The following is a 13,019-nucleotide window of genomic DNA, read 5'->3' on the forward strand; positions in this document are numbered from 1 at the left end:
ACATAAAATGAACGCTATAAAATTCACCATAACCATCCTCTGCATCGGGCTTTTGTCCAGCAGTTGCAAAGAGTCCTTTCTGGACCTGAAACCGCTCTCCAACGCCACGGCCGACAACTTCAAAACCACGGACGATTTTGAACTGGCGGTCAACGGGGCCTATGCATCGCTATACACGGTTTATCATCCAGAGGGGCCGGTGTCGTATGCCAATGAGCAGATGAGCGACAATGCCATTGTATTCAATATTTCGGGGATTCAGGCCGACAAATGGCAGTTCAAAGACTACAGCCTGGCTACGGCCAACACGATGGTGTATCAGTTCTGGCAGGATTGCTACAAAGCCATTTTCAACGCCAACATCGTGCTGGACCGCATCGAAGGGGCCAACCTGAATGCTACGTATAAAGAAGGCGTCAAAGCGCAGATGATGTTCCTGCGGGCCCTGTACTATTTTAACATGGTGCAGCTCTGGGGCGATTTGCCCCTTGTGACCACGCCCCTCACCGGTGAGGAGAGCTACAACGTGCTGCGTTCGCCCGTAAGTACTGTGTATGACCAGATTAAAAAAGATCTCCTGTACGCGGCCGAAAAACTACCACTAGCCTCGGCCATTACGATACCGGGCCGGGCATCGAAAGGAGCGGCTCAGACCCTGCTGGGTAAAGTGTACCTGACGCTGGGCGACAAAGCGTCGGCCGCTACCGTACTGAAGGAAGTGTATAACAGCAACCAGTATTCGCTGCTGCCGAATTACACGGACCTGTGGGGACCGAGTGTCAAGAACACCAAAGAATCTATTTTCGAGATTCAGTACCTGGGTGGCAATGCCTCGGCACCGTACAGCCGCTATTACCAGACGTTCTATCCGAACAACAACTTCCTTGGCTTTTACGGGGGCGGTATGAACCAGGTGACCGACGACCTGTATAACGAATACGAAACGGGCGATCCGCGCCGGGAAGCCTCCTTTGCGCTGGGATACAACAATGCCGGTACGTTCATCAACCAGAAATACACGATCAAATGGACGGATACGAAAGCGACGCAGGTAGGCGGTAATCCGCTGGCCAATAATAATTTCATGGTGTTGCGGTATGCCGATGCGCTGCTGCTGCTTTCCGAAGCGACGGGCGACGCTACTTACCTGAACCTCGTTCGGAGCCGGGCAAAGCTGCCCAAGTTTGGCGATGCCGCTTACCCCACGGCTAAGTACGCAACGCTCGACCTGGCGATTGAACACGAGCGCCGGGTTGAGCTGGCCATCGAGTTTAACCGCTGGTTCGACCTTAAGCGCACGAACCGGGCTATTCCGGTGCTGAGCGCTAAAGGCAAAGCCATCTCGCAGACCAAGTTGCTGTGGCCGATTCCGCAGATCGTACACACGCAGAACGAAGCCATCACCCAAAACCCAGGGTATTGAAAAAGAGTTTTTTTACAGGATTAGCAGGCTTTTTTGCCTCGGCAAATCTTGTTAATCCTGTCAAAAACTATCGAAGCGACGCTCATTCTAAAACCGCCTGGTTGATAAAATCATACAAACCGTCGAAAAAATCATACAGAGTGTCGTTTCGAAAAAACGCATTCTTTGTAAATGCTAAACCTGATCCTGAAACGAGCTTTTCCGCTTGCCTTTCTCGCTGCCCTGATTGTTGCCTGCACTACGGCGAAAAAGCCTGGAAACGAGCCTGATTCGAACCGGCTTGCCGTTTCCGAAAATGGCCGGTTCCTGACGATTGGCGACAAGAAACCCTTTTTCTGGCTCGGCGATACAGGCTGGTTGTTGTTTACGCGCCTGACGCGGGAAGAAGCGGAGAAATACCTCGAAAATCGGAAACAGAAAGGGTTCAACGTCGTGCAGGTAATGGTGCTGCATACACTCTCGGCGGTCAACGTCTACGGCGATTCGGCGCTGGTTGGCAAAAACATCGCGACTCCGCTGACCACCGAGGGCGCTTCGCTCAGTGATTCGACTCAGTACGATTTTTGGGATCACGTCGATTTTGTGGTCGATAAAGCCGCGGAAAAGGGCATTTACATGGCGCTGGTTCCCATGTGGGGTAATACCGTAAAAAGCAAATTCGTCAATCAGGGACGGGCGAAAACTTACGCCGAGTTTATCGCCAACCGGTACAAAAACCGCCCGAACATCATCTGGCTCGACGGGGGCGATATTAAAGGAAGTGACTCGCTGGAGGTCTGGAAAACCATCGGCCGAACCATTGACCAGCTCGATTCGACCCACCTGATTACCTTCCACCCGCGCGGTCGGGCATCGTCGTCGGAGTGGTTCCACAACGAACCCTGGCTGGATTTCAACATGGTGCAGTCGGGGCATAAATCGTACGCACAGGATACGTCGGCGAAAGACAAATGGCATTATGGCGAAGACAACTGGCGGTATATTCAGGCTGATTTAGCCCGCAAACCGACTAAGCCCGTGATCGATGGTGAGCCTTCGTACGAACAGATCCCGCATGGACTGCACAACCCGGACGATCCCCGCTGGACCGCCGATGACGTGCGCCGGTATGGCTACTGGTCGGTGCTGGCGGGCGCGTTCGGCTATACCTACGGGCATAATTCGATCATGCAGATGTATAAGTCCGGCGACAAAAAAACGTCGTTTGGGCCGATCGACCCCTGGGAGAAAGCCCTCGACGCGCCCGGTGCCGGGCAGATGATTCACCTGAAAAACCTGCTGCTGAAATATTCGTTCTTCGACCGCCTGCCCGATCAGTCGCTCATTGCCAACCAGGGCCAGCGTTACGACTACCTGGTCGCCAGCCGTGGTCCGGACTACGCACTGGTGTACACCTACACGGGGCGGAACATCCGGCTGAATATGGGCAAGCTGCCGGGCGATGTCATAACGGCCTCATGGTACAGTCCGCGCGACGGCAAAACGACCGCTATCGGCGATATAGCGAACAAAGGCGTTCAGGAATTCAATCCACCCGCTGAGCCTAAAAATGGCAACGACTGGGTCTTAATTCTTCAGAAAAAATGAAGCGTTTTTGTCTCCTGTTCCTCCTGGCCATCGCGTTCAGTTCCTGCTCGAAGAGCGTGTATATGTTCAGCTCGTTTCATGAACCGGCCAACGAAGGGCTCCGGTTTCTGTACAGTTACGACGGCTATAAATGGACCGACCTGAACCGAACATTCCTGAAGCCTGAGGTTGGTAATCAGAAAGTTATGCGCGATCCGTCGATTGCGCAGGGGAAAGACGGCACGTTTCATCTGGTCTGGACCAGCAGCTGGAAAGACGACAAAGGCTTCGGCTATGCCAGCTCCAACGACCTGATCCACTGGTCGGCCCAGCGGGCCATTCCGGTGATGGAGCACGAACCGACGACGGTAAACGTGTGGGCACCCGAGCTGTTCTACGACGACGAAGCCGACCAGTTTGTCATCATCTGGGCATCTACCATCCCGAACCGCTTCGAGCGGGGTGTGGAGGAGGAAAAAAACAACCACCGTATGTATTATACAACTACGAAGGATTTCAAAACGTTTGCGCCCACCAAGCTCTTTCTCGATCCGACATTCAGCGTGATCGATGCCGTCATCGTGAAGCGGAAACCGGCGGAGTATGTGCTGGTGCTGAAAGACAATACCCGGCCCGAACGGAACCTCAAAGTGGCGTTTGGCAACAGCGCTACCGGACCGTTCACGAACGTATCGGCTCCGTTTACCAAAAAATTCACCGAAGGCCCGTCCGTCGCGAAAGTGGGCGACGACTGGCTGATTTATTTCGACTCGTACCAGGACAAGAGCTACGGAGCCATGAAAACCCATGATTTTAAAACCTTTACGGATGTGAAGTCAGAGATCTCAGTTCCTGAAGGGCATAAGCACGGAACGATTTTCAGGGTAAAGAAGAAAGTTTTGAAAGGGTTGTTGAAGTGATTTTGTCATTCCGACGACAGAAGGAATGACAGAAAAATTAGCAGAAATAAACAATTGATGAATCGTATTTTCTTAATCGCTTTCGGAATCTTCGGTTTACTGGCTCAGCTTGTCAAAGCGCAGCAGACTGAGAAACATTACCTGTCGGGGACCGGGAGCGACCACACCGTGCCCTGGCAATTTTACTGCACAGCCGGACGGAATTCGGGTAAGTGGACCACCATCCCGGTGCCGTCGAACTGGGAGTTGCAGGGGTTCGGAAAATACAATTACGGTTTCGCCAAAGACAGCGCCCGGGGGAAGGAGCAAGGTCTATACAAACACGAATTTCAGGCACCGGCGTCGTGGAAAGGCAAGCGCGTCAATCTGGTTTTTGAAGGGGTGATGACCGATGCTGAGGTGAAACTGAACGGTAAATCCGCCGGGCCGACGCATCAGGGTTCGTATTACGCATTCAAATACGACGTGTCCAGTTTGCTCAACTACGGTTCGGCGAATCAGCTGGAAGCGACGGTGTCAAAACATTCGGCCAATGCGTCGGTCAACGAAGCGGAGCGGAAAGGCGATTTCTGGATTTTTGGCGGCATTTTCCGACCGGTCTATCTGGAAATTCTACCCGCTGAGCACATCACCCATGTGGCCATCGATGCAAAAGCGACCGGCTCATTTACAGCTCAGATCCAGGTCAATGCAAGCGGTAACGCCACCGAGATTTCGGCGCAGATTTTCACCCTGTCGGGACAGAAATTGGGTACCTCGTTCGGCGCCAAAATTAGCGCAGGGAGCGAGGCTGTTACGCTGACGAAAACCATTCCGAACCCGCAGTTGTGGACGTCGGAAACTCCGAACCGGTACAAGGTCGAAGTCAGTCTACTGCAGGCCGGGAAGCCGGTTCATAAAGTCATTCAGCCGTTCGGTTTCCGGACCATCGAGGTGCGGCTGCGGGATGGAATTTACGTCAACGGGACCAAAATCAAGCTCAAAGGTGTAAATCGCCACTCGTTCTGGCCATCCACGGGGCGGTCGCTCAGCAAAGCGGTGAGTATTCTGGACGTGAACCTGATGAAAGACATGAACATGAACGCCGTTCGGATGTCGCACTACCCACCCGACGATCATTTTCTGGATGTCTGCGATTCGCTGGGGCTATTCGTATTCGACGAGCTAGCGGGCTGGCACGGCCATTACGACACCGCCACGGGCACCAAACTACTGAAAGAACTCATCCCGCACGACGTCAACCACCCGTCGGTGATTCTCTGGATCAACGGCAACGAAGGCGGCCACAACCGCGACCTCGATCCGCTGTTTGCACAGGAAGACATTCAGAAACGGCACGTCATTCATGCCTGGGAGGATTTCAACGGCTTCGATACCCAGCATTACCGCGAATTCAATTACGGCATCGGCAACTATAACCTCGGTCATTCGATCGTTCTGCCCACCGAATTCCTGCACGGTATGTACGACGGCGGCCACGGCGCGGGGCTGGACGATTACTGGGAAGCCATGTGGCACGAACCGCTGGCGGCCGGTGGTTTTCTCTGGGATTTTGCCGATCAGGGGGTTGTCCGGACGGATCGCAACGGCGCCATCGACACCGATGGCAACCGCGGAGCTGATGGGATTGTCGGGCCGTACCGGCAGAAAGAAGGCAGCTTTTTTACCATCAAGGAAGTCTGGTCGTCGATCCGGCTGGAGCGCCGGGAAATAACGCCCACGTTCGATGGTACGTTTCCGATCGAAAACCGGTATCATTTTACCAACACCGCTCAATGCTCGTTTAGTGGGAAACTGGTCAAAGTTGCCGGGTCGTATGGAGCTGGCAGACCGTTTTCGGTTGTCGCTCCAAACCTGAAACCGCTGGAAAAAGGCGTATTGAAAGCGAATCTGCCCGCCGACTGGACGAACTATGATCTCTTGTATATAACGGTAACGGACCCCTTCAAACGTGAACTGTTTACCTGGAGCTTTCCGATTACACTGCCCGCTAAGTTTGCTGCCACCATGGTTAAAACCGACGGTGCCAGCGCAGCAACGTTGACGGAAACCGATTCGCTCTACACCGTTTCGGCGAATGGGATTCAACTATCGATCAGCAAGCGAAACGGCGTGCTGCGTCAGGTTTCGAATACCAAAGGAAACATTTTACTGACGAACGGACCGATTTTGGAGGAAGCCGTTACGAACTTCAGCAACTTCACCCAACGAAGCGAGGGGAAAAATATCGTCATCGAATCGACCTTCGACCGGAAAACAGCTTACAATACCCTGCAATGGACCGTTTATCCGTCGGGTTGGGTGAAAATGCGGGTGCGGTATTTTCCCAGTGCCTATTTCACCTTTATGAACGGGGTCAATTTCTCGTTCCCCGAAGACAAAATGAAAGCGGTCAAGTGGATGGGAAAAGGCCCATACCGCGTCTGGAAAAACCGGCTGAAGGGTAGTACGCTGGGCGTCTGGAGCAAAGCCTACAACAACACCGAAACCGGTGAACAACCGCTGGTTTATCCCGAATTCAAAGGCTATCACGCCAATATGTACTGGTGCCGGTTCGAAGCCGATAATCCGTTTATCGTTGCAACCGAAAACGAGGACGTGTTCTTCCGGCTGTTCACCCCCGCCTGGAAAACCGACCAGTGGCACAATTACGAACCGATTTTTCCGTCGGGCGATCTTTCGTTCATGCAGGGCATTCCCAGCATCGGCACCAAAACCCAGCGTAACGAAACCACCGGGCCGATGGGCCAGAAATACGCCTTTTACGATTACGAAAAAGAACCCGCCCGCGCCAACGAACTGACGCTGTTCTTTGACTTTTCGGGGCGATGATTCCGCTTTCTGTCATTCGGCCCGGTCCCTACGGTCCGAATGACAAAGAATAATGGTACTAACTAGTATATGAAACGAATTTGCCTGCTGATATTCTTCTTCATTCCGTCGCTTCTCCAGGCGCAGCAGGCGGAGGTATGGATAGCGCCGGACGGATCGGATGCGAACGCGGGCACGGCCGAAAAACCCCTGGCGAGTTTGCAACTGGCGCTTCGAAAAGTGCGCGAACTGCGTCGGCTGGCTGATCCCAGCCTGGCCAATGGAGCACATATCTACCTGAAAGACGGTATCTATGCGCTGAGTGAGCCCGTGTTTATCCGGCCGGAAGATTCGGGAACGCCGACCAGCCCGACGGTCATTGAAGCGGCACCGGGTGCAAAACCCATTCTGAGCGGTGGAATTGCCATCACTGGCTGGCAAAAGCTAAAGGGAACGGTAGCAGGACTGCCCAAAGAAGCAGTTGGGCGGGTCTGGGTCGCCGATGCACCAACGGTAGGCGGGCGGCTGCTCGAATGTCGGCAACTGTGGGTGAACGGCGCGAAAGCAACCCGCGCCAAAGACACGCCCTATCCGCTGATGAACCGGATTCTATCGTGGAACAAAGCCGAACAGACCTGCTGGATTCCGGCTCCCAGGTTCGGGGACTTGTCGAAAGCCGCCGGAATGGAAATGACCATCCATCAGTGGTGGGCCATTGCCAACCTGCGTGTCAAACGCATCGAAGTGCAGGGCGACAGTGCAAAGCTCTGGTTTCACCAGCCCGAAAGCCGGATTCAATCCGAACACCCGTGGCCTGCGCCCTGGATTTCCAAAGAAACGGGTAATTCAGCGTTTTTTCTGTCGAATGCCATTCAATTTCTGAACCAGCCCGGCGAATGGTTTCTGGACGCGAAAGCCGGAAAAATGTACTACATCCCCCGGTCCGGCGAAACCCTCGCCACCGCCCAGGTCATTGTACCCGCGCTCGAAACCCTCGTACGCATAACCGGAACCGTCGACAGTCCGGTAGCGAACATACTGGTCAAAAGCATTGCGTTTCAGCACACGAGCTGGCTGCGGCCGTCGCAGCAGGGACACGTGCCGCACCAGGCGGGTTTATACATGCTGGATGCCTACAAGCTGAAAGTGCCGGGTACGCCCGATAAAAAGTCGCTCGAAAACCAGGCGTGGGTAGGGCGCCCGGCAGCGGGTGTAGAGGTGAATTTTGCCACTCACACGGGCTTCGAGCATTGCCGCTTCGAGCACATGGCCGCCACCGGACTGGATTACCACAGAGGGGTGCGGGAGAATGTGATCCAGGGAAATCTGTTTAAAGACATTGGCGGGACGGGGATCATGGCCGGAGTGTTTGCCGACGAAGCGACGGAAATTCACCGGCCCTACAACCCTATCGATGATCGGCAAGTGTGCAGTAACCTGACCATCAGCAACAACCTGATTACAAACGTGACGAACGAAGACTGGGGTTGCGTTGGTATTGGAGCGGGCTACGTTCGGGGCATCGCCATCGAACACAACGAGATTAGTGAGGTGTCGTATAGCGGCATCAGCATGGGCTGGGGCTGGACGCGCACCATCAACGCCATGCGCAATAATAAAGTGGTGGCCAATAAGATTCATCATTTTGCCAAACACCTGTACGATGCCGCGGCCATTTACACGCTGTCGGCGCAACCGGGTTCGATGATCGTGGAAAACGACATCGACAGCGTCTACAAAGCGCCGTACGCCCACCTGCCCGTGCACTGGTTTTACCTCTATACCGACGAAGGATCTTCGTATTTCACGATCAGAGACAACTGGACGCCGTCGGAAAAATACCTGCAAAACGCCAACGGCCCGAACAACGTCTGGGAGCACAACGGTCCGCAGGTGGCCGACAGCATCCGAACGAAAGCGGGCATTCAGGCACCGTTCCGCGATTTGCTCAACGAAAAGGTTGGGGCCGATCAGAAGTGGCTGATCAATAAGGAAAATCCAGTCATCGTCGAGCTGATTTCATCCGGAAAAGACCCGGTCGACGGCCAGCGGCTGAAGGACGTGCTGGCCCGGAACAAGGTCCGTCCGGAAGCGCTCTATCAGTGGAAAAACCACTACGTTATTTTCGATAAGGTGCAGGACGTGTCGGTGCTGAGCGGGCGATTGCGGTCGGCGTTTCCGGGCGCAACGGTCAACACCTATTACGATCCATTTTACGAATTCAACCGCAGCCAGTGCGAGAGCGGTCCAACGGCCGACGAGTGGACGCACACGATCCTGACGGCGAATCTGGTGGCCGATCCTCGGCTTCAGAACGAATACCTGGCCTACCATGCCACTCAATTTGAAAAGTGGCCGGAGGTCTCGAAGGGCTTTTGTAATGCCCAGTTTCAGCAGTTGCTGCTGTACCGAAATGGGCGGCAACTCATGCTGGTAATCAGCATTCCGAAAGGCGAAAGACTGGACAAACTCAACCCCAAAACGACCGAGAACAACCCGCGCGTCGATGAATGGAACGCCCTTATGAAGAAATATCAGGAAGGGATTCCGGGTAAGAAGCCCGGCGAGGTGTGGGTGGAATTACAGGGGATTGACTAATTTTTTCTGTCATGCTGACGGAGGAAGCATCTTGAAGCAGCCTTATACATCAACAAGGACATTTTAAGATGCTTCCTCCGTCAGCATGACAAAAACATCATTACAATAAACTATGTTACGATTAGGAATTTTAGGCTTAGGGGAAGGGCGAAGCACTATGTCGGCGGCTTTGTCGAGTCCGCATTACGAACTGGTGAAGATCTGCGACCAGAAGCTGGAGCTTTGCCAGCAGCGCGCTAAAGAGTTCGATTTTCAGGCGTACACGACCCAATACCAGGAACTGCTCGACGACCCATCGATCGATGTTATTGCCATCTACACGCCCGATCACCTACATGCTCAGCACACCAAACTGGCCATGCAACACGGCAAGCACGTAGTCTGCACCAAGCCGTTTATCGACGACCTGTCGAAAGCAAAAGAACTGATCGACATCAGCGAACAGACGGGCAAAAAGGTGTTTGTTGGGCAGAGTTCCCGCTTTTTCGAGCCGATGAAAAAGCAACGCGCCGATTTTGAAGCCGGCCTGATCGGTGAACTGATTACCATCGAAGGGTATTACCATGCCGACCACCGTTGGTTCCTGGCCAAAGGCTGGTCGCTGGAGAACGCGTTCAAATGGCTGTACGGCGGCCTGAGTCACCCGGTCGATTTCATTCGGTGGTATCTGCCCGATATCGAAGAGGTGATGGGGTATGGCATGCTGAGCAGCAACGGTCAGAAAGGCGGACTGAAAAACGCCGATACCATGCACTTCATTTTCAAGGCCACGGACGGACGCATTGCCCGCGTGAGTGGGGCGTATACGGGGCCGGTCCAGCCCGTTGTACGCGACTCGGAGATGAGTTGTATTCTGCGGGGTACGGAGGGCTGTAGCCAGGCCGATTATATGGACCTACGCTACGCCATTACGACCAACACCGGCGACGAAATCGTGCAGACCTGGGAGCACAAACTAAAGCATTACTTCCGGTTCGAAGGCAAAAGCCACCACGCCGGCGAGTACCAGAACTACCTCGATTATTTCGCGACCTGCCTCGAAGCGGGCCAGACAGCTTACCCCGACATCCGGGAAGGCATCGGCACGGTAGCGCTGCTTCAGGCGATGGATAAATCCCTGCAAACCGGCCAGCCCGTGAAGGTGCGGGAGGTGCTGAGCGAGTATGGGCTGTAGAGAGGGAACGAATAATGGATAATGTAAAATGTAAAATGAACAATGGATAATGGAGCGGCTTAGGGGCTCGCGTCCCTCATTTTACATTGTTCATTATTCATTTTACATTATCTGTCACGCCAGTCCGCGCTTTTCGCCGGGCGTTTCTGGTCTTAATCTGTTGCATGAGCGCTCTGAACTCGGCAAGTTCGTTTTCAGTCCATGGTTCAGACTTAGTCGACATATCGATTTCTTTTGGTTCTTTAATCAATCCCATTGCCTTCGTTCTTAAAATAATGTGCAATAAGTCTTAATGCCGCCTTTGTCTCGATGAACATCCTCAATCCACGGAAATGCGTAGCCTGAAGTGTATCCTGATAGTGTTTAATCAACTCTGATTTTGCATCAAAAGCGACGAAGCCTTCATAGCCTCTGTTAATCGAAACTTTACAGGCATAGGCTACGAGGTTTCCCGGAACACCAAAATAAACCTTGTCTTTCCCTTTATTAAACGCAGAACTCTCAATTAAGTGCATAAAAATGTGGTCCTGCTTGTCTTCGATGCTAACAAGTCCCTGAATGATGGCAGGGTTATTTACTGTCGTTAATTTATAAACTTCTTTAGTCGTATCCCTGAGTTCTTTGTGCCAGTTAAACAACCAATCCATTCGCCTGATCTGTCTGATGTCCAGGCTTGCCAGTCTGACAATTTCTGTGTCAAAAACCTCTCCAGTAAGGACGTTCTCAATCGAGTTCGTGAGTCTGTCAACATCAAAAGCAAGACCGGGAGTCAGTTGTTTTTTCACCTAACGAAGATAGGGATTTGTGGATCGGTTCTCAAAAGATGGGCAATGGATGTGCTTTTCTAAACCTGGGTTTTTATGAATAACATCATCGATCGCTTAACCGCTTTAGACTACGGCATCGTGCTGGCGTATCTGATTATCCTGGTGGTGATCGGGTATCGGGCCAGCCGACCGAGACAGGGGCAGGCTAACGAAACGCTGTTTCTGGCGAACAAATCGCTGGGCTGGGCGAGCATTGGCTTCAACATGTGGGGCACCAACGTTGGGCCGTCTATGCTGCTGGCCTTTGCCAGTATCGGCTACAGCACGGGCATCGTGGCCATCAATTTCGACTGGTACGCGTTCGTATTTCTGTTTCTGCTGGCCATTGTATTCGCGCCAAAATACCTGGCCGCCCACGTAACGACCATGCCTGAATTTATGGGGAAGCGCTACGGTGAGTCGACGCAGACGATTCTGGCCTGGTATGCGCTCATCAAGATGCTCATTTCGTGGCTGTCGCTGGGGCTATTTGCGGGTGGGTTTCTGGTTCGGCAGATTCTGGGTATACCGATGGGGCAGTCGGTCGTAGTGCTGGTGCTGTTTGCCGGGTTGTTTGCCTACACGGGCGGACTCAAAGCCATCGCCCGCGTCAACGTGTTTCAGATGCTGCTGCTCATTGCGGTGTCGATCACGCTGACGATTCTGGGCATCAACAAAGTAGGAGGGCTGGAAGCGCTCTATCAGAAAGCGCCCGCCGATTACTGGAGCCTGATTCATCCGGCCAACGACCCAAAATATCCCTGGCCCGCTATTGTGCTGGGGTATCCGGTGGCTGCTATTGCCTTTTTTTGCACCGACCAGGCCATGGTGCAGTCGGTGCTGGGGGCCCGGAATCTGGAGCAGGGCCAACTGGGGGTTAACTTCATTGGCTGGCTCAAAATCCTGTCGCTGCCGCTGTTCATTCTTCCGGGAATACTATGTTTTATCCTGTTCCCGAATCTGAAAGACCCCGCCGAAGCCTACATGACCATGGTGACGAACCTGTTTCCGCCGGGCATGAACGGCCTGGTGATTGTGGTGCTGATTGCGGTGCTGGTCGGTACGATCGGCTCCTCGCTGAATTCACTCAGTACAGTGTTTACTATGGATATATACGCGCGCAAAATCAATCCGGCGGCCAGTACTCAACAACTTATCCGCGTCGGACGGATGACGGTAATCGCCGGGTGCCTGTTTGCCGTGCTGATGGCGCTGGCCATCGACAGCATCGAAGGCCTCAACCTGTTCGATGTGTTCCAGTCGGTGCTGGGCTTCATTGCCCCGCCCTTATCGGTGGTGTTTTTGCTGACGGTTTTCTGGAAGCGGACGACCCGCACAGCGGTCAACTCTATTCTATCGGTGGGCTCGGCTTTTAGTCTGGGGGTAGGGGTTTTGTATTTATGGATATTCCCGCCCGACCGGTACATGTTCTGGCCGCACTACCTGCTGCTATCGTTTTCTATTTTCGCGACCCTGCTGATCCTGGCGGTGTTCATTTCACTTTTGGATAAAAATCCGTCGGTTTACGTCGCTGATTCGGCCGGAAACGATAGTGTCGGGCAACCTACCCGGCGGGTCTGGATTGCCTGGATCGGACTGGCCATAACGATGGTGGGTTTGTATCTTGTTTTTCACTGATGTAGCCGGTCATTAGTACCGCGGCCGGGCTGGCGAACCAGTGTTCACTCAACTGAAAACGATGCTCTGCCACAGCCGAACCT

8 protein-coding genes are annotated in these 13,019 nt (G+C 53.5%); 7 read left to right on the forward strand and 1 reads right to left on the reverse strand.

Annotation, left to right across the window (positions count from 1 at the left end):
• Positions 1 to 7: 7 nt before the first annotated feature.
• The 6 genes from ACYVC2_RS09535 (at position 8) to ACYVC2_RS09560 (ending at position 10,492) form a co-directional block, all read left to right on the forward strand.
• Positions 8 to 1,423, forward strand: a complete 1,416-nt coding sequence (locus ACYVC2_RS09535; protein WP_461102073.1) for a RagB/SusD family nutrient uptake outer membrane protein — start codon at positions 8 to 10, stop codon at positions 1,421 to 1,423.
• Between the two features lie 171 nt (positions 1,424 to 1,594).
• Positions 1,595 to 3,010, forward strand: coding sequence for a glycoside hydrolase family 140 protein (locus tag ACYVC2_RS09540; RefSeq protein WP_461102074.1), 1,416 nt, complete (start codon positions 1,595 to 1,597; stop codon positions 3,008 to 3,010).
• Positions 3,007 to 3,909, forward strand: a complete 903-nt coding sequence (locus tag ACYVC2_RS09545; RefSeq protein ID WP_461102075.1) for a glycoside hydrolase family 43 protein — start codon at positions 3,007 to 3,009, stop codon at positions 3,907 to 3,909. Before ACYVC2_RS09540 ends, ACYVC2_RS09545 begins: the two co-directional genes overlap by 4 nt.
• A 57-nt stretch (positions 3,910 to 3,966) precedes the next feature.
• On the forward strand, positions 3,967 to 6,741 hold the full coding sequence (locus tag ACYVC2_RS09550) for a glycoside hydrolase family 2 protein (RefSeq protein ID WP_461102076.1): 2,775 nt from the start codon (positions 3,967 to 3,969) through the stop codon (positions 6,739 to 6,741).
• Between the two features lie 69 nt (positions 6,742 to 6,810).
• On the forward strand, positions 6,811 to 9,318 hold the full coding sequence (locus tag ACYVC2_RS09555; RefSeq protein ID WP_461102077.1) for an L-rhamnose mutarotase: 2,508 nt from the start codon (positions 6,811 to 6,813) through the stop codon (positions 9,316 to 9,318).
• Between the two features lie 112 nt (positions 9,319 to 9,430).
• Positions 9,431 to 10,492 (forward strand): Gfo/Idh/MocA family protein, encoded by a 1,062-nt coding sequence (locus ACYVC2_RS09560; protein WP_461102078.1) that lies wholly within the window; start codon positions 9,431 to 9,433, stop codon positions 10,490 to 10,492.
• 242 nt (positions 10,493 to 10,734) lie between these two features.
• Here the strand turns inward: ACYVC2_RS09560 and ACYVC2_RS09565 are convergent, their stop codons facing one another.
• A complete protein-coding gene (locus ACYVC2_RS09565) occupies positions 10,735 to 11,277 on the reverse strand; it encodes a hypothetical protein (RefSeq protein ID WP_461102079.1) in 543 nt (180 codons plus the stop codon).
• Positions 11,278 to 11,352: 75 nt separating this feature from the next.
• Here ACYVC2_RS09565 and ACYVC2_RS09570 point away from each other — a divergent pair, with 75 nt between their 5' ends.
• Positions 11,353 to 12,936: a sodium:solute symporter family transporter gene (locus ACYVC2_RS09570; protein WP_461102080.1), complete on the forward strand. Its 1,584-nt coding sequence runs from the start codon at positions 11,353 to 11,355 to the stop codon at positions 12,934 to 12,936.
• Positions 12,937 to 13,019: the final 83 nt, after the last annotated feature.

The sequence above is a fragment of the Spirosoma koreense genome (genome assembly GCF_054777875.1).

Coding starts and splice junctions, on each gene's coding strand:
- ACYVC2_RS09535 (WP_461102073.1), top strand. CDS start 8: ATGAACGCTATAAAATTCACCATAACCATCCTCTGCATCGGGCTTTTG.
- ACYVC2_RS09540 (WP_461102074.1), top strand. CDS start 1,595: ATGCTAAACCTGATCCTGAAACGAGCTTTTCCGCTTGCCTTTCTCGCT.
- ACYVC2_RS09545 (WP_461102075.1), top strand. CDS start 3,007: ATGAAGCGTTTTTGTCTCCTGTTCCTCCTGGCCATCGCGTTCAGTTCC.
- ACYVC2_RS09550 (WP_461102076.1), top strand. CDS start 3,967: ATGAATCGTATTTTCTTAATCGCTTTCGGAATCTTCGGTTTACTGGCT.
- ACYVC2_RS09555 (WP_461102077.1), top strand. CDS start 6,811: ATGAAACGAATTTGCCTGCTGATATTCTTCTTCATTCCGTCGCTTCTC.
- ACYVC2_RS09560 (WP_461102078.1), top strand. CDS start 9,431: ATGTTACGATTAGGAATTTTAGGCTTAGGGGAAGGGCGAAGCACTATG.
- ACYVC2_RS09570 (WP_461102080.1), top strand. CDS start 11,353: ATGAATAACATCATCGATCGCTTAACCGCTTTAGACTACGGCATCGTG.